Source organism: Actinomycetospora endophytica, from assembly GCF_021026375.1.
Classification (GTDB): domain Bacteria; phylum Actinomycetota; class Actinomycetes; order Mycobacteriales; family Pseudonocardiaceae; genus Actinomycetospora; species Actinomycetospora endophytica.
The window spans coordinates 139,182-164,645 of the sequence record NZ_JAJNDB010000009.1; the positions used below are offsets into that span (position 1 = coordinate 139,182).

Below are 25,464 nucleotides of genomic sequence, written 5' to 3' on the forward strand. Positions count from 1 at the left end.
GCCTCGGTGACATGGCGTTCTCGACCGAGGTCCCCGGGGCTGCCCGTGATGCTCACGCTCACGGCGAGGAGGAGACGGGCACGCTCCTCGACAACCCCGAGGGTCTGCCCGACGACGCGCTGGCCGAGTCCGAGTTTCGGCCGATCGGGGAGATCGAGCGAACGGGCGGGCACTTCGAGGTCGTCAGCCCGTACTCCCCGGCGGGCGACCAGCCGGCCGCGATCGACGATCTCGAGCGGCGCGTCAAGGGCGGCGAGCACGACGTCGTGCTGCTCGGCGCCACCGGCACCGGCAAGTCGGCCACGGCGGCGTGGCTGATCGAGCGGGTCCAGCGGCCGACGCTGGTGATGGCGCCGAACAAGACCCTGGCCGCGCAGCTGGCGAACGAGCTGCGCGAGCTGCTGCCGAACAACGCCGTCGAGTACTTCGTCTCGTACTACGACTACTACCAGCCCGAGGCGTACATCGCGCAGACCGACACCTACATCGAGAAGGACTCCTCGATCAACGAGGACGTCGAGCGGCTGCGGCACTCGGCGACGTCGAACCTGCTGCTGCGCCGGGACGTCGTGGTGGTCGCGTCGGTGTCGTGCATCTACGGCCTCGGCACGCCGCAGTCCTACCTCGACCGCTCCGTCAAGCTCGAGGTCGGCGAGGAGATCGACCGGGACCAGCTGCTGCGGGCCCTGGTCGACGTGCAGTACCAGCGCAACGACATGGCGTTCGCCCGCGGCACGTTCCGGGTGCGCGGGGACACCGTGGAGATCATCCCGGCGTACGAGGAGCTCGCGATCCGGATCGAGTTCTTCGGGGACGAGATCGAGTCGCTGTACTACCTCAACCCGCTCACCGGCGACGTGGTCAACCAGGTCGACGACGTCCGCATCTTCCCGGCGACGCACTACGTCGCGGGCCCGGAGCGCATGGAGCGCGCGATCAAGGCCATCGAGCAGGAGCTCGAGGAGCGCCTCGCCGAGCTGGAGAACCAGGGCAAGCTGCTCGAGGCCCAGCGGCTGCGCATGCGCACCAACTACGACGTCGAGATGATGCGCCAGGTCGGGTTCTGCTCGGGCATCGAGAACTACTCGCGGCACATCGACGGCCGCGGCGCGGGCACCGCCCCGGCTACGCTGATCGACTACTTCCCGAACGACTTCCTGCTGGTCATCGACGAGTCGCACGTGACCGTGCCGCAGATCGGCGGCATGTACGAGGGCGACATGTCCCGCAAGCGCAACCTCGTCGAGTACGGCTTCCGGCTCCCGAGCGCCACCGACAACCGCCCGCTGACCTGGGAGGAGTTCGCCGACCGCATCGGGCAGACGGTGTACCTCTCGGCGACGCCGGGCGACTACGAGATGCGCCAGGCCGGCGGCGAGTTCGTCGAACAGGTCATCCGGCCGACGGGTCTCGTCGACCCCGAGGTGGTCGTGAAGCCGACGAAGGGCCAGATCGACGACCTCGTGGCCGAGATCCGGTCCCGCGTCGACAAGGACGAGCGCACGCTGGTCACCACGCTGACCAAGAAGATGGCCGAGGACCTCACCGACTACCTGCTCGAGCTGGGGATCAAGGTCCGGTACCTGCACTCGGAGGTCGACACCCTGCGCCGGGTGGAGCTGCTGCGCCAGCTGCGGGCGGGGGAGTACGACGTGCTCGTCGGCATCAACCTGCTCCGCGAGGGACTCGACCTGCCCGAGGTGTCGCTGGTGGCCATCCTCGACGCCGACAAGGAGGGCTTCCTGCGCAGCGAGCGGTCGCTCATCCAGACGATCGGCCGCGCCGCCCGCAACGTGTCCGGCCAGGTGCACATGTACGCCGACACCATCACCGAGTCGATGCAGTACGCGATCGACGAGACCAACCGGCGCCGCGAGAAGCAGATCGCCTACAACACCGAGCGGGGCGTCGACCCGCAGCCGTTGCGCAAGGACATCAACGACATCCTCGACCGCGTCTATCGCGAGGCCGAGGACACCGAGGTCGAGATCGCCGGCTCGGCCCGCAACGCCTCCCGCGGACGACGCGCGGCCGGCGAGGCGGGCGGCGGGCGCGGCCACTCGGGCGTCGTCGAGCACCGCAGCACCGAGGGCATGGCCCGCGCCGAGCTGGCCGATCTCATCCAGCAGCTCACCGACCAGATGATGGCGGCGGCGCGCGACCTGCAGTTCGAGCTCGCGGGCCGACTGCGCGACGAGATCGCCGACCTCAAGAAGGAGATGCGGGGAATGGACGCCGCCGGGGTGAGCTGAACCCGCTCAGACCGGCCGGAACTGGTCGTTTCCTGGTCGGACCCTGCCCATCATCGGGTGCGGCGGCACGTGGCGGACGGCGGGGTCGGGATGGAGCTGGGGCTGGACGGGTGCTCGGCGGTGGTCACCGGCGCCGGGCGGGGGATGATCGGGCTGGCGACGGCCGAGGCACTGGCCGACGAAGGTGCCCGGGTCCTCGGGGTCACCCGGACCGACACCCCCGAGCTCGCCGCCGTCGCGGACGTCCTCGTCGCCGACCTCGGCGGGCCGGACGGCGCGGCCACCGTCGGGTCCGACCCTCACCGACGCGTGGACCGACCCGGACGGGATGACCGCCGAGATGGCGCGGCGGTCCGGCCTCGGGTTCGACGACTTCATGGCGCAGCTGCCCGGCTGGATGGGCGCAGCGACGGGGCGGTTCACCGAGCCCGCCGAGGTCGGGGCGCTGGTCGCGTTCGTCGCCTCGCCTCGGGTCGGGAACCTGACCGGGGTCGACCTCGTGCTCGACGGCGGGGTGACGAAGGCCGTCTGAGCCCTGCCTCCGACGAGGCCCTCGCGGTTATGCTCCGGGTCACAGGGACAGGGCGTCCCTGCCGGAGGTGCGCGTGGTGGACGACGGCGTCTGCGCGGTGACGCGGAGCACGGACCTGCGCCGACACGCTCGTCTGCTCCACCAGGCCCACGACGCTCGACTGTCCGGCTCTGCGTCCCAGACCGGGCTGCGCAAGGTCGTCAGCCGCTCCTGGGATCGCGTCCTCTCCTACGGCGTCGCCCCCGACGGACGCACCCTCGACGAGCCCGCCGGACCGGAGGCCGTCGAGCGCCGCCGGGCCGAGTCGCCGATCGCCAAGGTCCTCCCGCAGCTGCGCGCCAGCCTCACCGCGGTGGCCGAGGACGCCGAGCACATCATGGTCATCACCGCGGCCGACGGGTTCGTGCTGTGGCGGGAGGGCGCCACGCGCGTCGGGCGCCTCGCCGACGACCTCGGGTTCCTGCCCGGGGCCGACTGGACCGAGGCCTCCGTCGGGACGAACGCCATCGGGACCGCGCTCGCCGAGCACGCGTCGGTGCAGTTGTTCTCCGCCGAGCACTTCGTGCGCGCCCAGCACCCGTGGACCTGCACCGCGAGCCCCATCCACGACCCGCGCACCGGCGAGATGCTCGGCGTCGTCGACCTCTCGGGGCCGGCGCCGACCGTGCACCCGACGACCGTCGCGCTCGTCCACACCGCGGTCCGGCTCGCCGAGTCCGGGCTGTGGACCCAGCACGAGGCCCGCCTCGACGGGCTGCGCGCCGTCGCCGCCCCGCTGCTGGCGCGCGAGCACGGTCCTGCCCTGGTCGTCGACGACCACGGCTGGGTCGCCGCGTCCACCGGGCTCGCGCCCCGTGACCGGGTGGCCGTACCGAGGGCCGGTGAGGCGCAGCTCGTGCACGGGCTCGGCGCGTGCCTGCCCGAGCGCGTGCCCGGCGGCTGGATGCTGCGCCCGAGCGCGGCGGGCGACGGCGCCACCCGGCTGCGCCTCGACCCCGACGGCGACCCGCCCGGCGTCGTCGTCGAGGGCAGGCAGCAGTGGCGGCACGCGCTGTCGCGGCGCCACCAGCAGATCCTCGCGCTGCTCATGCGCGCCGGGGTCGAGGGCCTGGACGCCGCCGCCCTCAGTCGGGCGCTCTACGACGACGCCGACCACCTCGTCACCGTCCGCGCGGAGCTCTCGCGGCTCCGGCGGGTGCTGGGCGGGCTGATCGCGGCGCGGCCCTACCGGATCGCGCCCGGCGTCGAGATCGTCCCGCCCGACCCGACGGTGCTGGGCCGGCTGCTGGGCCCTGCAACACCGCTGCAACCCTGGTCGTGACGGCGGTCACTCCCGTGGGATGAGGTCCTCGCTATCTCCAGGGAGGACCCATGAAGGCTGCGCGCTTCCACGGACGCGGCGACGTCCGCGTCGAGGAGCTCACCGAGCCCCATCCGGGACCGGGACAGGTGCAGATCGCCGTCGAGTGGTGCGGGATCTGCGGGACCGACCTGCACGAGTTCCTCGACGGGCCGATCTTCGCGCCCACCCCGGCGAACCCGCACCCGCTGACCGGTGGGGGCGTACCGATCACCCTCGGCCACGAGTTCTCCGGGGTGGTCGCCGAGCTCGGCAGCGGGGTGACCGGCCTGTCCGAGGGCGACCGGGTCGTCGTCGAGCCCTACGACGTCTGCGGGAAGTGCTCGGCCTGCAAGGACGGGCGCTACAACATCTGCCGCCGGCTCGGCTTCATCGGGCTCGACGGCGACCAGGGCGGGTTCGCCGAGAAGATGATCGTCGACACCCGCTGGGTCCACCGCATCGACGGCCTGACCCCGGAGCAGGGCGCCCTGGTGGAGCCCCTCGCCGTCGGGTACCACGCGACGAAGCTGTCGGGCCTGCCGCAGGGCGGGTCGGCGGCGGTGTTCGGCTCCGGGCCGATCGGCCTGGTCACGGCGGCCGCGCTGCGCGCCACGGGGGCCGGGCAGGTGATCGTCGTCGAGCCGGCCGAGGCCCGGAAGGCCAAGGCGCCGGGCGCGGGCGCCGACCACGTCCTCGACCCGACCGAGGTCGACGTGCCCGAGGCGATCCGCGATCTCACCGACGGCCGCGGCGCCGACGTGACCTTCGAGTGCGCCGGGGTGAACGAGGTGCTGGCCGCGGCGGTGGCGAGCACCCGGCCGGGCGGGACCTGCGTGAACGTCTCCATCTGGGGCCACCCCGCGACGTTCGACGTGAACTCGCTGGTCTTCTCGGAGATCCACCTCGTCGGATCGCTCGCCTACGCGAACCGCCACGAGGAGGTGATCGACCTGATCCGCTCGGGCACGGTCGACGTCGACCAGTTCATCACGGGGCGGATCGGGCTCGAGGACATCGTCGACCGGGGCTTCCGGGAGCTGATCGACCACAAGGAGTCCAACGTGAAGATCCTGGTGCAGCCGTGAGCGCGCCGGGACAGCAGCGGGTCGCGGTCGTCACCGGAGCAGGCCGGGGGATCGGGGCCGCGATCGCGCGGCGGCTGGCCTCCGACGGGTTCGCGGTCATGGTGTCCGACATGGACGCGGGGACCGCCGCCGACACCGCGAAGGCGATCACCGCCGACGGCGGCCGGGCGGCCTCGCACGTCGCCGACGTGTCCGACCGCGACGCCTGCTTCGCGCTGGTCGCCGCCGCCCGCGAGGAGTTCGGCGGGCTCGACGTCATGGTCTCCAACGCCGGTATCGCGCAGGTCAAGACGCTGCTCGAGGTCTCGCCGACCGACCTGGAGCGCATGCTCGGGGTGAACGTCGGCGGGGTCCTGTGGTGCCTGCAGGCCGCCGCCGAGGCGATGATCGACCAGGGAGGCGGAGGGAAGATCATCTCCGCGTCGTCCATCGCCGGGCACCAGGGCTTCGACCACCTGGGCCACTACTCGGCCTCGAAATTCGCGGTCCGGGCGCTCACCCAGGCCGCGGCGAAGGAGCTCGCGCCGCACGGGATCACGGTGAACGCCTACTGCCCGGGGATCGTCGGCACGACGATGTGGGACGAGATCGACGTCGGGCTCGGCCGGTACCTGGGGACCGGCAAGGGCGAGGCGCTGGCGCAGTACTCACAGCTCATCGCGCTCGGCCGGGTGCAGACCCCGGAGGACGTGGCCTCGTTCGTCTCGTACCTGGCGAGCCCGGGCGCGGACTACATGACGGGGCAGGCGCCGATGATCGACGGCGGGATCGTGATGGTCTAGCTGCCTCCGGCTCGTGAGCACTGATCCGTGCCGGAGCACGGATCAGTGCTCACATGGCCGGAGGCCACCCACCCCGGTGTTGCACGTCGAGATGATCTGGGTAACATCACCGTCATGATCGCGCGACGGGGAGAGGTAGTACTCCGGCGCGTCGGGTGAGCCAGGCTCCCGGCGCGCAGAACGGCCGCGCGACCGTGGGCCACGCACGACCCCCGAGAACCTGGCTCGGATTCCAGTACGCGGATCCAGTTTTCTCCAGGAGCTTGTCGTGACCACCCTCGAACCCACCATCCCCACCGCGGACATCGAGCGGGCCGTCAACGGCCCCGGTCGTCGGGTCTCGCGCCTCCCGCGCCCGTGGACCATCGTCACCACCGGTGGCATGCCCGGCGTCATGACCCTCGCCTCGCGGCTCTGCGAGCTCGGTTACCGGGTCCCGGACTTCTCCGTCGACGTCCACGAGGGCGTCTCCTGCTCGAGCGTCTCGTGCACCGTCGCGCTCACGAGCAGCGAGCACGACGAGTTCGCCGACCGCGTCCGGCTCCTGCCCGGGGTCGTCAGCGTCGAGCCGTTCTAGGCCGCTCGGTAATCCGGTCGCGGGGCCACGCACCGGAGCCCTAGCGTCGGGGCCATGCTTCCTCGCCCCGACTCTTGAGTCCCCCCGCGACGACGCCCGCACCCCGCGCCGACGCCCACCCTGCCCGACCCGCTGACGCCGGGCGGCTTCCTGCTCGCGATCCTGCGGTCACGCCCCTGGCTGGCGGCGGGCACCGTCGTCGTCGGGACCCTGTGGCTGGTGCCCGGCGCGCTGATCCCGCTCGTCGCGGGCTCGGCCGTGGACGCCGGGGTCGCCGGCGGCGACACCGCGGCCCTCGTCCGTGACGTCGCCGTCGTCGTCGCCCTCGGGCTCGCCCAGATGGCGAGCGGCGGCGCGCTCGACTTCCTCGGCCACGGCATGTGGCTGCACGGCGCGTCCGCCACCCAGCGCACCGTCAACGCCCACGTCCTGCGCCTCGGCGCCTCGCTGGCGCCGCAGGCCGGCGGCGGCGACGTCACCGCGGTCACGACGTCCGACCTGGGCAAGGTCGGCAACCTGTTCGAGACCGCCGGACGGCTCGCCGGCTCCGTGGTGGCGTTCGGCGTGGTCGGCGTGGGTCTCGTGCTGCGCTCGCCCCTGCTGGGGGCGGTCGCGCTCGTCGGGGTGCCGCTCGCCGTCGCCGGGATCGGCCCGCTGCTCGCGCCGCTGCAACGCCGTCTGGACCACCAGCGCAGCGAGCTGACCGCGGTGAACGCGCTGGCCGCCGACATCGTGGCCGGGCTGCGGATCCTGCGTGGGGTCGGCGGCGAGGCACGGTTCGCGACCCGGGTCGGTGAGGCCACCACCCGGGTCCGGGACGCCGGGATCCTCGTCGCGCGCAGCACCGCCTGGCTGGCGGCCGCCGAGGTCGCGCTGCCGGGTGTCGTGCTCGTCGTGATCACCTGGCTCGGGGCGCGGCTCGCCGTCGCCGGCACCATCAGCCCGGGCGAGCTCGTGGCGGTCTACGGGGCCTCGGCGTTCCTCGTCGTCCCGGTCACGACCGCGACCGAGACGGCGGGCTCGTTGGCCGCCGCGCTGGCGGGCGGGCGCCGGATCGTGCGGCTGCTCGGCCTGCGGCCGCTGTTGGCCGTCCCGGTCCACCCGGTCGCGATCCCGCCCGGCCCGCCGGATCTGCACGATCCGGTCACCGGCCTGGACGCGCCCGCCGGCGCGCTCACGGTCGTCGACGCCGGGTCGGGGGCGTCCGCGCTGGCCGCCCGGCTGGCGCGCTTCGCCGACGACGACGAGGCGGTGCGGGTGGCGGGGGTCCCGGTCGACCAGGTTGATCTGTCGGCCCTGCGACGCCGGGTGGTCCACGCCCACCCCGAGGACCTGTGGTTCTCGGGACGGCTGCGCGACGAGCTCGTCGTGCACGGCGCCCTCGACGTCGACGCCGCGCTCGACGCGGCCGCGGCGACCGAGATCCTCGACGGCTTCCCGGCCGGCCTCGACGAGGCGCTCGGCGAGCGCGGCCGGGAGGTCTCGGGCGGGCAGCGCCAGCGCCTGGCGCTGACCCGGACGCTGCTCACCGACGCCGACGTCCTCGTGCTCGAGGAGCCCACCTCCGCGGTCGACGCCCACACCGAGGCGTGGATCGCGGCCCGGATCGCGGTGCTGCGCCGCGGCCGCACCACGGTCGTCCTCACCCAGGGCGCGCCGTGGCGCCACGTCGCCGACCACGTCGTCGACCTCACCCGCACCTTGGAGAGGAGCACCCCGTGACCGCCGTCCTGGACTACGCCACCCCGCGCGAGGCGTGGGTGTGGGCGCGCGGCGTGCTGCGCGTCCACCGGGGCCGGGCGAGCGCGACGGCCGCGTGCTTCCTCGCCGCGACCGCCGCCGGGCTCGTCGGGCCGCAGCTGCTCGGCGCGCTCGTCGACGAGGTGGCCACCGGGCGCCGCTCCACCGTGCGCATCGACCTGCTCGCGGGCGCGTTCCTCGCGGCGCTGCTCGCCACGGCGGTGCTGCGGCGCTCGGCCCGGTGGCGGGCCGGGGTGCTCGGCGAGGAGCTGCTCGCGGCCAACCGCACGCAGCTCGTCGACCGGGCGCTGGCGCTGCCGTTGGCGACCGTCGAGTCGGTCGGCACCGGAGCACTGCTCTCACGGGCCACCACGGACCTGGACCGCATCGACAACGCGCTGCGCCAGGGTGTCCCGGAGGTCCTCACCGCGGTGGTCACGGTGCTCCTCACCGTGATCGCGATGGTCGTGACGTCGCCGCTGCTCGCGCTCGCGCTGCTGGTCGCCGTCCCGACGGTCGTGCTCCCGACCCGGTGGCTCTGGCGCCGGCTGCTCCCGGCCATGCAGCGGATGCTCGACGCGTGGGCCGCGCTCACGTCGCGGGCGCACGAGTCGACCGCCGGGGCACGGACCCTCGACGCGCTCGGGCTCCTCGAGCGTCGGGTGGCCGGCGACGACGCGGCGCTCGTGGCCGGGGTGGACCGTGAGCGGGATCTGCGCTCGCTGCACGTGCGCTGGACGCCGTGGCTGGAGATCTCGCACGTGCTCCCGCTCGCGGCCACGCTGGTGCTCGGGTCGTGGGCCTACGCCGCCGGGTACGCGTCGCTCGGCGAGGTCACGACGATGGTCGTCTACGTCCAGGCACTCGCGATGCCGCTGGACACCGCGCTGTGGTGGGTCGAGGACCTCATGGTCGCGGTGGTGGCGCTGCGCCGGGTCCTGGGGGTGCGGGTGCCGTCGCGGACACCCGTCGTCACCGGCGAGCGACACGACGGCGAGCGCGGGCTGGCTCTCGAGGACGTCGGGTTCGCGTACCGGTCGGGCCGACCGGTGCTGCGCGGGATCGACCTGCACGTGCCGCCGGGGGAGCGGCTCGCGGTGGTCGGCGGGTCGGGCGCGGGGAAGTCGACGCTGGCCCGGCTGATCGCCGGCGTCTCGAGGCCGACGTCGGGGTCGGTGCGCCTGGACGGGCGCGACGTCGGGTCGTTCGACGACGACACGCTGCGCGGCGAGGTGCTGCTGCTGACCCAGGAGCACCACGTCTTCGCCGGCTCGGTGCGGGACAACCTGGCGCTGCCGGCCGGGGAGTTCCCGGACGACGACCTCCGCTCGGCGGTGGAACTCGTCGGTCTCGGCAACTGGTTCGCGACGCTGCCCGACGGTCTCGACACCGCGGTCGGGTCCGGGGCGGTGACCGTGCCGGCGCCGGTCGCGCAGCAGCTCGCGCTCGCGCGGGTCGTGCTGGCCGACCCCGGCACCGTCGTCCTCGACGAGGCGACCTCGCTGCTCGACACGGCCGCCGCCCGTCGGGCCGAGGGGGCGCTGGAGCGGGTGCTGGCCGGGCGCACGGTCATCGCGATCGCGCACCGGCTGCACACCGCGGCCGCGGCGGACCGGGTCGCCGTGATGGCGGACGGGATGATCGTCGAGCTCGGCGCCCCGGACGAGCTGCTGACCGCGGGCGGGCCGTACGCGCAGCTGGTGGCGGCCGCGGGATGAGTCGAGCGGCGCGAGCGCCCGCGCGGGGGCACTCTGGAGCGGTCACCCTGCCGGCGAGGAGGACCCGTTGCCCGACACCCCCGACGGCGCCCGCTCCGGTCCCGACGGTTCGGAGCCCGGCGGCTCGCTGTTCGACGACCTCGTCGGCCGCCTCGTCGACCTCGACCTCGGCGTGCTCTTCGGGGATCCCGACGCCGAGCGGGACCGCCGCGACCCGCCGTCGTCGGGACCCGACGAGCCGAACCGGACCTCGGGAACCGGCCACCCGCCGCGGCGCACCCCGGCCCTCGACCGGCACGGTCACGACCTCACCGCCGACGCGCGGGCCGGCCGGCTCGACCCCGTCGTCGGGCGGGACACCGAGATCGCGCAGGTCGTGGAGGTGCTGGCCCGGCGGAGCAAGAACAACCCGGTGCTGCTGGGGGAGCCCGGGGTCGGGAAGACCGCGATCGTCGAGGGGATCGCGACGCGGATCGTCGAGGAGCGGGTGCCCGAGGTGCTGCGGGGAGTGCGGATCGTGGCGGTCGACCTGGGGGGGATGGTCGCCGGGACGAAGTACCGCGGCGAGTTCGAGGAGCGGTTGACCGCGGTGCTGGCGGAGGCCGCGCACCCGGACGTGGTGCTGTTCGTCGACGAGCTGCACCTGATCGTCGGAGCGGGCGCGGGCCACGACAGCCCGATGGACGCGGCGTCGATGCTCAAGCCGGGGCTGGCACGCGGCGCGCTGCGCCTGATCGGGGCGACGACGACGGCCGAGTACCGCCGCCACGTCGAGCCGGACGCCGCGCTGGCCCGCCGGCTCGCGACGATCACCGTCGAGGAGCCGACGCCGGAGCAGGCCCTCGCGGTCCTGGACGGGATCGTCGGGCGCTACGAGGCCCACCACCGGGTCGTCGTGCCGCCCGCGACCCGGCGGACCGCCGTCGACCTGACGACGAAGCACGTCCACGAGCGGCGGCTGCCCGACAAGGCGCTCGACGCGCTCGACCGCGCCGCCGCGCGCGTCCGCACCCGGGCCTCGGAGGACGGCACGCCCGGCACCCCGACGGTCACCTCGGCCGACGTCGCGCAGGTCGTCGCGGACACCACCGGCCTGCCGGTCGCCGACCTCACCGACGATGAGCGCACCCGGCTGCTCGATCTCGACGCGAGGCTGAGGTCGAGGGTGGTCGGACAGGATCCGGCGGTCGACACGGTCACCGACGCGGTGCTGGCCGGGCGGGCGGGCCTGGCGGATCCCTCGAAACCGATCGCGTCGCTGCTGTTCGTCGGTCCGACCGGTGTCGGGAAGACCGAGCTGGCGCGGGCGCTGGCGGCGTCGTTGCACGGGTCCGGGGACGCGCTGGTGCGGTTCGACATGGCCGAGTTCGCCGAGAAGCACACCGTCTCGCGGCTGACCGGCGCGCCCCCCGGGTACGTCGGGCACGACCGGCCGGGCGAGCTCACCGAGGCGGTGCGGCGCCGGCCGTCGTCGGTGGTGCTGTTCGACGAGATCGAGAAGGCGCATCCGGACGTCGTCGCCGTGCTGCTGGGAATCCTCGACGCCGGCCGGCTCACCGACACGCACGGCCGGACGGCGTCGTTCACCGACACCGTCGTGATCATGACGTCGAACCTGGCCGCGGCGGAGCTGGCGGTGGCGGGGGAGGACGTCGAGGCGGCGCGTGAGCCGGTGATGACGGTGCTGCGGCGCTCGCTGCGCCCGGAGCTGCTGGGGCGGGTCGACGACGTCGTGCTGTTCCGGCCGCTGTCCGACGCGTTGCTCGCGGAGGTGGTCTCGCTGCAGTTGGGCGGCACCCGCGAGCGGCTGGCGGCGCAGGACGTGACGCTGCGGGTGACGCCGGAGGCGCTCGCGCTGCTGGCCGGCCGGGCCGATCGCAAGGCCGGGGCCCGCGGGCTGCGTCAGGTGGTCGCCCGCGAGGTGGAACGCCCGATCGCGCGGCGGATCGTGGCCGGGGCGGCGCCGTCCGGGGCGGAGATCGTGGTGGACACGTCCGGGGCGGGGCTGACGTTCGAGGTGCGCTGACGCGCTCGTGAGCAGTAATCCGTGCCCGGGCACGGATTACTGCTCACAGGCGCGGAGCGCACCTATTCGACCGTCACCGACTTCGCCAGGTTGCGCGGCTTGTCGATGTCGCGACCGAGCTCGGCGGCGCAGTGGTACGCGAGCAGCTGCAGCGGGATGCCGAGCAGGATCGGGTCGAGCTCGGGTTCCAGACGCGGGACCCGCAGGACGGCGTCGGCGAGCCCGTCGGGCAGGTCGGCGTTCGTCACCGCGATCACCGGACCGCCGCGGGCCTTGACCTGCTCGATCGTCGAGACGTTCTTGGCGACCACCTCGTCGTCGGGCACGACCACCACGCACGGCATCGCCGCGTCGACCAGCGCCAGCGGGCCGTGCTTGAGCTCCGAGGCGGGGTAGGCCTCGGCGTGCACGTAGGAGATCTCCTTGAGCTTCTGCGCGCCCTCCCGCGCGACCGCCGATCCCCGCACCCGCCCGAGGTAGAACATCGACTTCGCGTGCGCGTACTTCCGCGCGACCGCCGCCACCTCCGGCTCCCCGGCCAGGGTGTGCTCGACGGCGTCGGGCAGTCGCCGCAGCCCGTCCACCAGCCGCGTCCCGTGCGCCGCCGAGAGGTCGCGCACCCGGCCGAGCAGCAGCGCGAGCAGCGCGAACGACGTCGTCATCGAGCTGAACGCCTTCGTCGAGGCGACGCTCACCTCGGGACCGGCGTGCAGGAACATGCCCGCCCCGCACTGGCGGGCGATCGCCGAGCCGATCACGTTGACGCACCCGACGACCCGCCCGCCCTTGCGCTGCAGCTCCTCGACGGCGGCCAGGGTGTCGATGGTCTCGCCGGACTGGCTGACCGCGACGTAGAGGGTGTCGGGGTCGACCATCGGGTTCCGGTAGCGGAACTCGCTGGCCTGTTCGGCGTCGGCCGGGACGCGCGCGAGCTCCTCGACGAGAGCAGCGCCCATCTGCCCGGCGTAGAGCGCCGACCCGCAGCCGAGGAACGTGACGCGGCGGATCCCGCGCAGCTCGCGGGGGTCGAGCCGCAGGCCGTCGAGCCTCGCCGTCGCGAACCGGGTGTCGAGCCGCCCGGCGAGGACGCGACGCAGCGCCGCCGGCTGCTCGTGGATCTCCTTGGAGAGGAAGTCGACATGGCCGTCGAGGTCGTAGTCGTCGTCATCGACGTCGACCGTGGTCGGCGGGCCGAGCCGGGACCCCTCGTAGCCGGCGGCGGTGACGGTGGCGAGCTCGCCGTCGGCGAGGAACACGACCTGGCGGGTGTGCCGGACGAGGGCCGCGACGTCGGAGGCCACGAACATCTCGCCGTCGCCGAGCCCCAGCACGATCGGGCTGCCGTTGCGGGCGACGACGAGCTCGTCGGGGCGCTTCGCGTCGAGGACGACGAGGCCGTAGGTCCCCTCGACCCCGCGCAGGGCCTCGTGGACGGCGTCCTCGAGGCTGCGGGACTCGTCGTCGGCGGCCGCCTTCGCGATGAGGTGAGGGAGGACCTCGGTGTCGGTGTCGCTCGCGAAGGTCACGCCGTCGGCGACCAGCTTCGCGCGCAGGTCCTCGGCGTTCTCGACGATGCCGTTGTGGACCACCGCGATCCGGCCGGCGGCATCGATGTGTGGGTGCGCGTTGCGCTCGCTCGGCTCGCCGTGGGTGGCCCAGCGGGTGTGGGCGATCCCGACCTTGCCGGGGCTGGGCTCGTCACCCACCGCGGCGCGCAGGTCGTCGACCCGCCCGACCGCCTTCGTCGTCTTCAGTGCCTTCCGGTGGGCGACGGCGAGCCCGGCCGAGTCGTACCCGCGGTACTCCAGGCGGGCGAGCCCCTCGACCAGGATCTTCGATGCCGGTCGGGTGCCGACGTACCCCACGATGCCGCACATACGCGTGCTCCTCCCCCTGGCCTCTCAGCCGTAGACGATGCGTCGCAGGCGCCGCTCGGACAGGGATCCGGATGCGACGGGTCGCCGGGTGAGCTCGTCGGCGATCACGGTCCAGATCTCCGCGTTGCGCTTCTCGCGCGCCTGCAGCTCCCGGTGACGGCGGCGCACGTATTCCTCGGTGGTCTCCGAGAAGTACGCGACGACGTCGGCCACCACGCGTGCGGCGACCGGCCCGGGAAGTCCCGTCGACTCGGCGACATGGCGCACGAGCTCCGGGTCCATGACGACGAGCCTGCCCGGAACAGCGGCGCGCGCGCCACTTTCCTGCCCGAATGCGGGCAGGAATCGGCTGATCGTCTGCTGGGAGGAGTTCCAGTGCGTTCTGAGCGAAGGGCCCCTTCGGTCGATCTAGTCGACTGAAGGGGCCCTCCGCTCACAACGGCGGGCGGGACGCATTCCGGCGACGGGCGCCCACGGACCGTTCTATCGCCCGAAGGTGCCCTTCGCTCGGAACCGGCCGGACGCTCAGGCCGGCGACGGGCCCACGTAGCGCGCCGACGGCCGGATGATCGTCGACGACTCCGCCTGCTCGAGCACATGGGCGCACCACCCCACGACCCGGCTCACCGCGAACGTCGGCGTGAACATCTCTCGCGGCACCCCGGCGAGCTGCATCACCACGCCGGCCCAGAACTCCACGTTCGCCCGCAGGTCGCGGCCCGGCCGGTACTCGGCGAGCAGCGCCTCGGTCCGTTCCTGGACGGTCTCGGCCAGCGCGACGATCTCCCCGCCCGGCCGGTCGGCCAGCTCGCGGGCGACCTCTCGCAGCATCACCGCCCGCGGATCGGCGGTGCGGTAGACCGCATGGCCGAAGCCCATGATCCGGTCGCCGGTCTCGAGCTTGGCGCGGACGTACGGCTCGACCCGCTCGGGCGAGCCGATCTCGTCCACCGCCTCGAGCGCGCGGTCCGGAGCGCCGCCGTGCAGCGGGCCGGCGAACGTCCCGAGCGCGGCGACGACCGCGGAGGCCACGTCCGTGGCCGCCGACGCCGCGACCCGCGCGGTGAACGTCGACGCGTTGAACCCGTGGTCGATCGTCGCGACGAGATAGCGCTCGACGGCGGCGGCGGCCCGCGGGTCGGGCTCGGTGCCGTCGAGCAGGTACAGCCAGGCGGCGCCGCCGTGCAGGTCGTCGCGCGGGGCGACGGGCTCGAGGCCGCGACGCAGCCGGTACAGCGCGGCGAGGATCGTCGGGGTGGTCGCGACGACGCGCAACGCGTCGGCCCGCCGATCCCGTGGGGCCGCCCCCCACGTCGGCGAGAACCCGTCGGCCGCGCCCAGGGTGGACAGGGCCGCGCGCAGCCCGGCCAACGGCTGGAAGTCCCGCCCGGCCGTGGCGAGCGTCGGGAGCACGGCGCGCACGGCGTCGGGCAGCTCCCGCCGCTCGGCGAGCTCGGCACGGAACCGCGCGAGGCCGTCCCTATCGGCGTGCTGTCCTGGATCCCTGTCGGGAAGCTCGCCGTCGAGCACCAGCGCCGCGGCGTCGTCGAACGTCCTCGTCCGCGCGAGCTCGACCGCCGAGCGGCCCCGGTAGTGGTAGAAGCCCTCGGCGCCGCGCACGTCGCCGATCGCGGTGTCGCTGACGGCCACCCCGCGGAGTCCGGCGGGGACGCTCTCCATCGTGGTCATGACTCGACGATCCGCTCGCCGATCAAGCCAGTCAATCTTGATAGAGTCAACCTCGTGACGCCCCTGACCACGGCCGAGGCGGCGGCGCGGCTCGGCGTCAAACCGGACACGCTCTACGCGTACGTCAGCCGCGGCCTGCTCAGCTCCACCCGCGGCACGGGCGGGCGGGCCAGCACGTTCGACGCCGCCGAGGTGGACGCCCTCGCCACCCGCCGCGGCGCCACCCGCCGACCCACCGGGGTCGCCGAGACGATCACGACGCGGCTGACGCTGCTCGAGGACGACGAGTACTTCTTCCGCGGGCTACGGGCCACGGACCTCGCCCGGACCGAGACCCCGGAGCGCGTCGCGGCGCTGCTCTGGCTCGGCGACCTCGACGCGGATCTCCCGGAGCCGGACGCGGACGACGTCGTCGGGCCGGTCCGGGACTTGGTCTCCCGGATGCCGGGGCGGCCGCGGTCGACGGACCGACTGCGGGTCGCCGTCGCCACGCTGGCCGCACTGGACCCGTGGCGGTTCGACCTCGAGCCCACGGCCGTCGTCGCGACGGGCATGCGGTGCCGGCGGGGCATGGTCGGCGCGCTGGGGGAGGGCGGGCTGTGGCCGGCGCTCGCCACCGACCCGACCACGCCGGAGCCGCCCGAGGTGCTGCGCACGGCGCTCGTCCTGCTGGCCGACCACGGGTTGGCCGCCTCCACGATGGCCGCCCGGGTGGCGGCGAGCGCGCGGGCGCATCCGTACGCGGTGGTCTCGGCCGGTCTGGGGGCGTTGGACGGTCCGGTGCACGGCACTGCGAGCACGGCGGCGTTCCGGTTCCTGGCCGAGGCCCTGGACGACCCGGAGGCCGCGGTGGCCGAGCGACTCCGCGCGGGCGAGCGGCTGCCCGGGTTCGGGCACTCGATCTACCGGCAGCGCGATCCCCGGGCCGCGGTGCTGCTCGATCTCATCCCCGGGACCGAGGCGGCCGCGCTCGTGGACCGGCTCGCGGCGGCGGTGGCGGACCGGCCGGGCGTGTTCCCGAACGTCGACCTGGCGCTCGCGGCCGTGCAGCACGTGCACGGGATGCGACCGGAGGCCGGCGAGGCGATCTTCGCGGTGGCGCGCACCGTCGGGTGGATCGCGCACGCGCTGGAGCAGTACGCCGAGCCGGGGCTGCGGTTCCGGGTCGAGGGCGCCTATGTGGGCCGGAGGCCCATGTGAATACTTGTGGTCGCCAGAGCGACCAGAAGTATTCACATGCGTCAGCTGGTGATGTCCTTGCGCCGGAACCACCACACCGCCGTCGCCCCGAACGCCGTCGCCCACACCAGGCCGGAGAGCACTCCGCGGACCACGTCGCCGGCGTCGACGTCCATCGCGAACAGGTCCGACCACGCGAACGCGTAGTGGGTGGGCAACGCGTCGCGGATCGAGCCGAGCGCGTCGATGGTGTCCAGGATCTGCGACAGGATCGAGACCATCACCGCGCCGCCGACCGCCCCGAGCGGCGCGTCCGTGGCCACCGAGAGCAGCGTCGCGACGCCCGCCACCCACGCCAGGTTCAGCGCCAGGTAGACGACGGCGAGCACGATCCGCAGCACCGCGGCGCCGTAGGTCAGCGTCTCACCGGTCGGCGAGGAGTAGGCGCCGTCGCCGTAGACCAGCGTCCCCAGCGCGAGGGCGATCACCGGCAGCAGCACGAGCACCGACGCCGACAGGATCCCCGCGACGATCACCTTCTGGCGCAGCAGCCGCACGCGTGGGACCGGGATCGCCAGCAGGTAGCGCAGCGACGACCACGACGCCTCGCTCGCCACGGTGTCGCCGAAGAAGAGCGCCACGACCACCACGAACAGGAAGCTCGCCGAGGAGAACAGCGCGAAGACGGTGAAGTTCGGCCCGGAGGTCTGCGCGAGGTCGGTCAGCGACACCCCGGCCGCCCCGGGCGGCGAGGAGTTGCCGACCGAGAAGGCGATCCACAGCACCACCGGCAGCACGACGGCGAGCCCCAGCGTGATCTGGGTGCGACGGCGCCGCAGCTGGCGCAGCAGTTCGATCCGCACCGGCAGCGTCGCCCCCGGCGACGCCAGCCGGGGCCCCAGCCGGTGGTCCGAGACGTCCGAGCTCACGACGGGCCCTCCTCGCCGATCAGTGCCAGGAAGGCGTCCTCGAGCCGGCGCCGCGGCCCCACCCCGAGCACGTCGATCCCGGCGTCCACGAGCACCTTCACCACCGCCGCCCGCTCGCTCGGCCCGGCGTCACGGCCCACGTCGACGACCACCACGTCGTCGCGGTCCCGGTCCGCCTCCGCCGCGTGCTCGCCGGCGGCGACGAGCGCGACGGCGCGGTCCCGCTCGGCCGCGGGGACGGTGATCCCCAGCTGCCCGCCGGCGACCAGCTCGGCGACCTCGCCGGAGGCCACGACCTCGCCGAGGTGCATGACGACGACGTGGCTGCAGGTCTGCTCGACCTCCGCGAGCAGGTGGCTCGACACCAGGACGGTGCGGAGCCGACCGTCGCCGAGCACCGACCCGTCCGCGGTCCGCCCCGCCGCGTAGCTGCGCAGCACCTCGCGCATCGCGTGGATCTGGGGCGGGTCGAGGCCGTTGGTGGGTTCGTCGAGCACGAGCAGGTCGGGCAGCCCCAGCATCGCCTGCGCGATCGCGAGGCGCTGGCGCATGCCCTGCGAGTAGGTCTTCACGGTCCGGTCGATCGCGGTGCCCAGCCCGGCGATCGCCAGCGCCTCCTCCATCCGGGCCTCGGGCAGCGGCCGGCCGGTCGCGGCCCAGTAGAGCTCGAGGTTGGACCGCCCGGACAGGTGCGGCAGGAAGCCCGGGCCCTCGACGAACGACCCCAGCCGCCCGAGCACCGGCGCGCCCGGGACCACCCGCACCCCGAAGACCCGCAGCTCGCCCGCCGTGGGACGGATGAGGCCCATCAGCATGCGCAGCGTCGTCGTCTTCCCCGCGCCGTTGGGCCCGAGCAGCCCGAGGACCTGCCCCCGCTCGACGCGGAACCCGACGTCCCGCACCGCCACGAACCCGTTGCGGAAGGTCTTCGCGACCCCGCGAACCACCAGCGGGACCTCGACGAGGTCCGGGTCGACGGCGAGGTCCCCGCCGGGTTCGAGGTCCCGACGACGGCGGCGCGCGGCCACCACCCGCCCGACGATCACCGCGGTCACCACGCCCGCGAGCAGGATCCCCACGGCGACGACGGGTCCGAGCGGCACGCTCGTCCCGCTCGCCTCGCTGCCGGGCACGCTCGGGACGGAGAGCGCCACGGGCACGGAGCGGTCGAGGTCGATGCGGTAGACGGCCGGGTCGGGCGAGGAGGCGAAGCCCTGGTCGGTGGTCGCGAGCGCCACCTCCAGGTGGTGCCCCGCCGCCACGGTCGCGACGACGGCGGGCAGCGTCACCGTGACCGGGACGGCGGCGCCGTCGGCCGGGAGGGCGGGCAGGCGCACCGGGGCGACCGCGGAACCCAGCAGCGTGCGGGTCGGGGCGGCCCCGTCGGCCGCGGGCCCCACGTCGTAGACCTTGCCGAAGAGCACCGGGCTGGTCACCGGGTTCGTCACCCCCGGGGTCGCGGTGGAGGGCGCTCCCGCCACCGTCACCCGTACCTGGGACGACCCGGAGATCACCGTGCGGTCCGGCAGCGGCGCGGTGCTGAACGTCGCCGCCTGACCCGGGAGGTCGGAGGCCAGGCGCCCCAGCAGGGCACCTGCGCCCCCGGAGCCACCGCCCGAGCCGCCGGAACCACCACCTCCGGAGCCTCCACCGCCGCCGGAGCCCGACGACCCGGACGCACCGCCGGCCAGCGCTGCCGTCAGCCCCGGCACGGTGGAGATCGACCCCGGGACACCACCGGCCGGCGCGACCACGGTCTGCGCCGCCCCGGACAGCGCCAGGTCCTGCCGGGCGACGGGAGCGGTCCCCGCCAGGCCCGGGTAGGACGGCGCCGTGACCACCCGCTGCGTCGGGGTGGAGCGGCTGCGCACGCCGGAGGGCACGACGTAGGTGAAGTCCGTCGGTGGGGTGGACCCGGTGCCCTGCAGGTAGTGGTCGAGCCACCCGGCGATCCGGGCGTTCGTGCGGTCGTCCGGGGACCCGCCGTCGTGCCCGCCGTTGTACCAGGCGACGGCGACGGTGCCGCCCCCGCCGGCGATCTGCCGAGCCGTCGCGTCGGCCTGGTCGAGGCCGAACAGGGTGTCGTTCTCGCCCTGGACGAGCAGCGTCGGGGCCTTGATGCGCGAGGCCACCGAGGCGGGGGAGGAGCGGGCGAGGTACGCGGCCAACGCCGGCGGCTCGCGCCCGGTCCGGACCGCGTCGACGTAGCCCGCGCACACCTCGGGGGTGAACCGGCCGCACACGTCTGGGGTCGCCTGCCCGGGGGAGCGCTGGCCGATGCCGAAGAACAGCGACGCCCAGGACTGCTTGAACACCCCGTCGGCGCCGTCCGCCCCGACGGCGGGGGTGCCGGCGGCCGGGGTGGTCGCGGCGCCGTCATTCGGGAACAGCGCCTGCCCGAGGTCGTTCCAGGTGATCAGCGGGACCGTGGCGTCGACGCGAGGGTCGTACGCGGCGAGCAGCAGCGACAGCGCACCGCCGTACGAGCCGCCGGTGACCCCGACCCGGGGATCGCCCGGGCCGTCGAGCCGGACCTCGGGCCGCTTCGCGAGCCAGTCCACGAGCTGCGAGGCGTCGGCGACCTCGTCGTCGGGGTTGTTCAGCGCGATCTGCCCGGTGCTCGCGCCGAAGCCCCGCGCCGACCAGGCGAGCACCACGTACCCGCGGGCCGCGAGCGACCGCGCCTCACCCGCGACCGAGTCCTTGGTCTGCCCGAAGCCGTGCGCGAGCAGCACCGCGGGCGCGGGCGTCCTCGCGGGCAGGTAGAGGGTGGCGTCGAGCGACTGCGCCTCGGTGCGTCCCGGCCCGTCGCGGACGTCGATGCGCAGCGCCTGCTCCCGGGGCGACCCCGGCGCCCCGGCGTCCTGGGCGACGGCCACCGGCGCCGCGAGCGTCACCAGCAGCGCCACCAGGGGCAGCACGACGGCGGCCGCGAGGGTGCGGGAGCCACGAGGGCGCATCACCCGCGAAACCCTAGGTGCGGCTGGTGTGCTCGGCGTGCGGAGCGCATCCCTCAGCACCCTGTGCGTGGGATGGGACACCCCGAGTGAACCCCTGAGGACTCCGTGCCATGCTGTGCGCAGGAGGGGAGTATCCCCAGACGGCCTGCGGGCGCCTCGTCAGCACGACAGCGGAAAGATGTCCGGGGCGCCCAGCGCCGCGGCCCGACCCCGGGTCCGCGGCGACGGGAGAGACCTCCGGTGTGGATCAGTGACACCCACCGGAGGAGAAGTGCGCCTCGTGCTCCCCGCAGCGCCACCCCTACCCGAACCCGCGATCACGCCGTCGCTCCCGCCCCCCGGCGGCGAGCCGTTCTGGGTCTGGGCAGCGACGATCGGCGGCCTGATCGTGATCTTCGCGGTCGACCTGTGGGCGGGCCGGCGGGCGCGTGAGGTCACGATGGCCGCCGCCGCGCGGGGCGTGGCGATCTACGTCGGGCTCGCGGTGTTCTTCGCCGCCGGTCTGGTGGTGTTCGGCGGGCAGCACGCCGCGACCTCCTTCATCGCGGGCTACGTCACCGAGTACTCGCTCTCGGTGGACAACCTCTTCGTCTTCTTGCTGATCATGACGACGTTCGCGGTGCCGAAGGCGTACCAGCACCGGGTGCTGCTGGTCGGCATCCTCATCGCGCTGGTCATGCGCGGCGGGTTCATCGTCGCCGGCGCCGCGGTGCTCTCCCGCTTCTCGTGGGTCTTCTACCTGTTCGGCGCGTTCCTCGTGATCACCGCGTACCGCGTGTGCCGGGGTGAGGACGACGATGCTGAGTACCGGGAGAATCTCCTCGTCCGGTCCGTCCGCCGGGTCCTGCCGGTCACCGACTCCTACCGCGAGGGTCGGCTGACCGTCGTCGAGCACGGGAAGCGCTGGGTCACCCCGATGCTCATGGTGATGATCGCGATCGGGCTGACCGACCTGCTCTTCGCGCTCGACTCCATCCCCGCGATCTTCGGCCTCACCAAGGACGCCTACATCGTCTTCACGGCCAACGCGTTCGCCCTGCTCGGGCTGCGCCAGCTGTACTTCCTGCTCGACGGGCTGCTCGCCCGCCTGGTCTATCTCAAGTGGGGCCTCGGCCTGATCCTCCTCTTCATCGGGATCAAGCTGGTGCTCGAGGCCCTGCACACGAACACGCTGCCGTTCGTCAACGGCGGTCGCCCCGTCCCGGTCCCGCTGATCGGCATCGAGGTCTCTCTCGGCGTCATCGTCGGTGTGCTCGCCGTCACCACCGTCGCGAGCCTGCTGCGCACACGGCTGCGCGAGCGCGCCGCCGTCTGAGCCGACCGCGCGTACTCACGGCGCCCCCGCCTCGACGCTGGCACTCTCGACGGGGGAGCGCGTGGGCAGGCGGGCCCAGCACGGCACCGAACGGGAGCGCGGGTGACAGCACTTCTCGACCGGCTCCGCGACGGCGGGCCGGCCGGATCGACGTCCCCCGGCGGGCCCCCACCGATCGCGGCCGTGCGGCGCCGGCGCTGGGCGGTCGCCGTGGGCGTGCTCGCGCTGGTCGTCGCGATCCCCGTCGTGATCTCGTCCTGGCCGGTGAGCCCGGCGACGACGCTGTCCCCGGCCCAGCTGCGTGACCGGGTCACCGCCTCGTCGGACGTCCCGTGGAGCGGCTATGCCGAGGCCTCCGGCGGGCTCAACCTCCCCGACGTCTCCCAGTTCTCCGACGTCACGACCCTGCTCTCGGGCACCTCCCGCCTGCGGGTCTGGTACGCGGCCCCGGACGAGTCCCGGGTCGACCAGCTCTACCCGACCGGCGAGCGCAGCCGCTACACGACACCGAACGGCCAGGCCGTCTGGGACTACGGCGCCCAGCTGCTCACCCTCGTGCGCCGCGACCCGGTGGTGCGGCTGCCCCGTCCCGACGACCTGCCCCCACCGGAGCTCGCGCGCCGACTGCTCTCCGGGACCGCGCCGGACGACGCCGTGTCCCCGCTGCCCGCCCGCCGCCTCGCCGGGGTGGACGCCGCCGGGTTCCGGGTCACCGTCGCCGATCCGCGCACCACCGTGGGCGCCGTCGACGTGTGGGCCGACCCGGTCAGCGGGCTGCCGGTGGGAGTCGAGGTCCGGACCAAGGACACCGCCGGCCGGCTGGCGGACGGACCCGTCGTCGTGAGCACGATGCTCGACCTCGACCAGTCCTCGCCGGATCCCGCGGTTCTCCAGCCCCACGCCGGCCCCGGCGCGGGCACCACCCGCAGTCCCACCTCGGATCTCTTCGGCATCCTGGGCCGCGGCAGCCCCGCCGCGGTGCCCGGCCGGGTGGACGGCGTCGACCGCGAGCCGCCGGAGCGCCGGTTCAGCGCGATCGGGAAGTACGGGACGTCGCTGTCCCAGCTGGTCGTGGTGCCGCTGCCGTCCGATCTCGCGACATCGCTCCTCTCGAACATCAGTCGCGGGGGCTCGGCGGCCCGCACGATCGCCGTCGACCAGCAGCCGACGGCCCGCGGTCAGACGGCCAGCACCCAGGCCGGCGCGCTGTCCTCGTCGCTGCTGCAGCTGGCCGTCGTCCGGGTCGGCGACCGCGCCTGGGCCATCGGCGGTCTGGTGCCCGACGCCGTCCTCGACCGCGCCGTCTCGGACGTCGCCGGGAGTGCCACGTGAGCGCCAACCGCGAGGCCCAGGACAGCCGGCCGACGACGGCGGAGGACCCGCTCCCCGCGCAGCGGCGGCGCGCCCGGCAGGCCCTCGCGCTGCCCGGTCCCGCGGCGATCGAGGCCCCGCTGGTCATCGAGACCCACGGCCTGACCAAGCGGTACGGGTCGCGGACCGCCGTCGACGACGTCGACCTCCACGTCGCGCAGGGCGACCGCTACGGCTTCCTCGGCCCCAACGGCTCGGGCAAGACGACCCTGGTGCGGATGCTGCTCGGGCTCGTCTACGCCACCCGCGGGGAGATCCGGGTGCTCGGCCGGGAGGTCCCGAGCCAGGTCCACGAGGTGCTGCCGTCGATCGGCGCGATGGTCGAGGGCCCGGCCGCCTACGGCCACCTCTCCGGGCGCGCCAACCTCGACCTGCTCGACGCCTCCGGCCCCGGCGGCCGTTCCGGGCGCAAGCGCCGGGTGGAGGAGGCCCTCGAGCGGGTCGGGCTCGCCCGCATCGACCGGCGCCCGGTCCGCACGTACTCGCTGGGCATGCGCCAGCGCCTCGGCCTGGCCGGGGCGCTGCTGACCACCCCGGACCTGCTCGTCCTCGACGAACCCACCAACGGCCTCGACCCGCACGGCATCCGGGAGATCCGCGAGCTGCTCATCGAGCTCAACGAGGAGGGCACCACGGTCTTCCTCTCCAGCCACCTGCTCGCCGAGATCGAGGCGCTGTGCACGCGGGTCGGCGTCGTGGACCACGGGAAGCTGGTGCTCGAGGAGCCGATGGACTCGGTGCGGCGCACGACCGGCCGGATCATCGTCGTCACCCCCGACGTCGACCGGGCGCTCGGCGTGCTCGGCCGGGCCGTGGTCGACCGCACCGAGTCCGGCGGGATCGTCGTCGCCCCTCCCGACGGCGACGGCTCGCACGGGCTGGCGCGCCACCTGATCGCCCACGAGGTCCGCCTCGACGCGCTCGAGCCCGAGCGGGTCAGCCTCGAGGACGTCGTCGTCGACCTGACCGGACCCGGCGACGACCGCGCGGCGGGCAGCGACGGAACCGGGAGGAACCCCTGGTGATCGTCGTCGAACTGCGCAAGCTCTTCCGGCGCCCGCGGACCTGGGTGACGATCGGGCTGCTGTGCCTGCTGCCGGCGATCGTCGCGGCGTTCCTGGCCTCGACCCGGATCACGCCGCCGCCCGGGCAGGGCGCGGCGTTCCTCTCGGCGGTGCTCGAGTCCGGGTCGCTCTACCCCGCCGCGGCGCTCGCGCTGGTGCTGCCGATCTTCCTGCCCGTGGCGGTCGCCGTCGTGGCCGGGGACGCGGTGGCGGGGGAGTCGACGGCGGGGACGCTGCGCTACCTGCTGGTACGCCCGGTCCGGCGCACCGCGCTGCTGGGCGCCAAGCTCGTCTCGGTGATCGTGTTCGTGGTGGTCACGGTCGCCGCGGTCGCCGGCTCGTCGTACGTCGTCGGGGTGACGCTCTTCGGCGCGGGCGACCCGATCGCCGTCGTGAACGCGATCCCGCAGATCGGCGGGCCGGGTGGGGGCGGGTCGTCGTCGAGTTCGGGTTCTTCGAGCTCGGGCGGTACCGCGAACGGCCCTGCGGCGGCCGCCCCGGCGGCGCCCGGCGCGTCGCCACCCGCGGCGGGCACCCCGGGCACCGGCACGAGCACGGGCCTCGACCCGACCGAGGCCCGCGACCGGGCTGCCGACTCCGTCTCCTCGCTGTCCGGGGCGCCGCTGTCGCCGGGCGATCTCGCGCTGCGACTGCTCGGCGCGATGGGGTACATCACGATCTCCATGCTCGGCGTCGGGGCGATCGCGTTCTTCCTGTCGACGGCCACGGCATCGGCACTGGGAGCCACGCTCGGGGCGCTCGCCGCGCTGATCACCTCGCAGGTGCTGGTCACGCTCGACGCGGCCGCGTCGGTCACCCCGTACCTGCCGACCCGCTACTGGCTCGCCTGGATCGACTTCTTCCGCGACCCGATCTTCCTGCGCGACATCCGGTCGGGAGTACTCGTCCAGCTGGCCTACGTGCTGGTCCTCATGGTCGCGTCGTGGGCGAACTTCACGACGAAGGACGTGGCTGCCTAGCCCGGCGTCGGTACGTTCGGCGGTGATCGGCCCACCACCACGTGAC

The 25,464-nt window shown here is 74.2% G+C and carries 20 protein-coding genes; 14 read left to right on the forward strand and 6 right to left on the reverse strand.

The genetic code is table 11. The annotated features are described in order from the left end of the window. Nucleotides 1-11 precede the first annotated feature (11 nt). The gene (gene uvrB, locus LQ327_RS30545; protein WP_230739993.1) at nt 12-2,252 is read left to right on the forward strand and encodes an excinuclease ABC subunit UvrB; all 2,241 of its coding nucleotides are present in this window, start codon (nt 12-14) and stop codon (nt 2,250-2,252) included. A gap of 6 nt (nt 2,253-2,258) precedes the next feature. Here uvrB and LQ327_RS30550 read toward each other — a convergent pair whose 3' ends face one another. After that, nucleotides 2,259-2,555: a hypothetical protein gene (locus LQ327_RS30550; RefSeq protein ID WP_230739994.1), complete on the reverse strand. Its 297-nt coding sequence runs from the start codon at nt 2,553-2,555 to the stop codon at nt 2,259-2,261. Nucleotides 2,556-2,580: 25 nt separating this feature from the next. On the opposite strand from LQ327_RS30550, the gene LQ327_RS30555 reads away from it, so the two are divergent. From LQ327_RS30555 to LQ327_RS30590, 8 genes are all read left to right on the forward strand, one after another. Continuing rightward, nucleotides 2,581-2,784 carry an SDR family oxidoreductase gene (locus LQ327_RS30555; RefSeq protein WP_230739995.1) on the forward strand — a complete coding sequence of 68 codons (204 nt, stop codon included), beginning with the start codon at nt 2,581-2,583 and terminating at the stop codon, nt 2,782-2,784. A gap of 76 nt (nt 2,785-2,860) precedes the next feature. Next, nucleotides 2,861-4,105, forward strand: a complete 1,245-nt coding sequence (locus LQ327_RS30560; RefSeq protein WP_230739996.1) for a GAF domain-containing protein — start codon at nt 2,861-2,863, stop codon at nt 4,103-4,105. Between the two features lie 50 nt (nt 4,106-4,155). After that, nucleotides 4,156-5,211 carry a 2,3-butanediol dehydrogenase gene (locus LQ327_RS30565; RefSeq protein WP_230739997.1) on the forward strand — a complete coding sequence of 352 codons (1,056 nt, stop codon included), beginning with the start codon at nt 4,156-4,158 and terminating at the stop codon, nt 5,209-5,211. Further along, nucleotides 5,208-5,993: an acetoin reductase gene (locus LQ327_RS30570; RefSeq protein ID WP_230739999.1), complete on the forward strand. Its 786-nt coding sequence runs from the start codon at nt 5,208-5,210 to the stop codon at nt 5,991-5,993. The genes LQ327_RS30565 and LQ327_RS30570 overlap by 4 nt, the downstream gene beginning before the upstream one ends. A 268-nt stretch (nt 5,994-6,261) precedes the next feature. Then, entirely contained in the window at nt 6,262-6,570 is a 309-nt protein-coding gene (locus LQ327_RS30575) for a hypothetical protein (RefSeq protein WP_230740001.1), read from the forward strand. Between the two features lie 219 nt (nt 6,571-6,789). Then, nucleotides 6,790-8,292: an ABC transporter transmembrane domain-containing protein gene (locus LQ327_RS30580; protein WP_230740003.1), complete on the forward strand. Its 1,503-nt coding sequence runs from the start codon at nt 6,790-6,792 to the stop codon at nt 8,290-8,292. Next, nucleotides 8,289-10,028, forward strand: coding sequence for an ABC transporter ATP-binding protein (locus tag LQ327_RS30585; RefSeq protein ID WP_230740005.1), 1,740 nt, complete (start codon nt 8,289-8,291; stop codon nt 10,026-10,028). The genes LQ327_RS30580 and LQ327_RS30585 overlap by 4 nt, the downstream gene beginning before the upstream one ends. Nucleotides 10,029-10,095: 67 nt before the next feature. Further along, the gene (locus tag LQ327_RS30590) at nt 10,096-12,054 is read left to right on the forward strand and encodes an AAA family ATPase (RefSeq protein WP_230740007.1); all 1,959 of its coding nucleotides are present in this window, start codon (nt 10,096-10,098) and stop codon (nt 12,052-12,054) included. 62 nt (nt 12,055-12,116) lie between these two features. Here LQ327_RS30590 and glmS read toward each other — a convergent pair whose 3' ends face one another. The 3 genes from glmS to LQ327_RS30605 all read right to left on the reverse strand — a co-directional run bounded on the left by glmS (nt 12,117) and on the right by LQ327_RS30605 (nt 15,620). Beyond that, nucleotides 12,117-13,931 carry a glutamine--fructose-6-phosphate transaminase (isomerizing) gene (gene glmS, locus LQ327_RS30595; RefSeq protein ID WP_230740009.1) on the reverse strand — a complete coding sequence of 605 codons (1,815 nt, stop codon included), beginning with the start codon at nt 13,929-13,931 and terminating at the stop codon, nt 12,117-12,119. Nucleotides 13,932-13,955: 24 nt separating this feature from the next. Continuing rightward, nucleotides 13,956-14,213 (reverse strand): hypothetical protein, encoded by a 258-nt coding sequence (locus LQ327_RS30600; RefSeq protein WP_230740011.1) that lies wholly within the window; start codon nt 14,211-14,213, stop codon nt 13,956-13,958. A gap of 243 nt (nt 14,214-14,456) precedes the next feature. After that, a complete protein-coding gene (locus LQ327_RS30605; RefSeq protein ID WP_230740013.1) occupies nt 14,457-15,620 on the reverse strand; it encodes a citrate/2-methylcitrate synthase in 1,164 nt (387 codons plus the stop codon). Nucleotides 15,621-15,674: 54 nt separating this feature from the next. Between LQ327_RS30605 and LQ327_RS30610 the strand changes: the two genes are divergently transcribed. Continuing rightward, nucleotides 15,675-16,820, forward strand: coding sequence for a citrate synthase (locus tag LQ327_RS30610; protein WP_230740015.1), 1,146 nt, complete (start codon nt 15,675-15,677; stop codon nt 16,818-16,820). Between the two features lie 41 nt (nt 16,821-16,861). On the opposite strand, the gene LQ327_RS30615 is transcribed toward LQ327_RS30610, so the two are convergent. Further along, entirely contained in the window at nt 16,862-17,728 is an 867-nt protein-coding gene (locus tag LQ327_RS30615; protein WP_230740018.1) for an ABC transporter permease, read from the reverse strand. Beyond that, nucleotides 17,725-20,688: an alpha/beta fold hydrolase gene (locus LQ327_RS30620; RefSeq protein ID WP_230740223.1), complete on the reverse strand. Its 2,964-nt coding sequence runs from the start codon at nt 20,686-20,688 to the stop codon at nt 17,725-17,727. The genes LQ327_RS30615 and LQ327_RS30620 overlap by 4 nt, the downstream gene beginning before the upstream one ends. Nucleotides 20,689-20,968: 280 nt before the next feature. Here LQ327_RS30620 and LQ327_RS30625 point away from each other — a divergent pair, with 280 nt between their 5' ends. The 4 genes from LQ327_RS30625 (at nt 20,969) to LQ327_RS30640 (ending at nt 25,418) form a co-directional block, all read left to right on the forward strand. Further along, on the forward strand, nt 20,969-22,003 hold the full coding sequence (locus tag LQ327_RS30625) for a TerC family protein (RefSeq protein WP_230740019.1): 1,035 nt from the start codon (nt 20,969-20,971) through the stop codon (nt 22,001-22,003). 102 nt (nt 22,004-22,105) lie between these two features. Then, nucleotides 22,106-23,335, forward strand: coding sequence for a hypothetical protein (locus tag LQ327_RS30630; RefSeq protein WP_230740020.1), 1,230 nt, complete (start codon nt 22,106-22,108; stop codon nt 23,333-23,335). Further along, on the forward strand, nt 23,332-24,399 hold the full coding sequence (locus LQ327_RS30635) for an ABC transporter ATP-binding protein (protein WP_230740021.1): 1,068 nt from the start codon (nt 23,332-23,334) through the stop codon (nt 24,397-24,399). The genes LQ327_RS30630 and LQ327_RS30635 overlap by 4 nt, the downstream gene beginning before the upstream one ends. Then, nucleotides 24,396-25,418, forward strand: coding sequence for a DUF2705 family protein (locus tag LQ327_RS30640; protein ID WP_230740022.1), 1,023 nt, complete (start codon nt 24,396-24,398; stop codon nt 25,416-25,418). Before LQ327_RS30635 ends, LQ327_RS30640 begins: the two co-directional genes overlap by 4 nt. Nucleotides 25,419-25,464 lie beyond the last annotated feature (46 nt).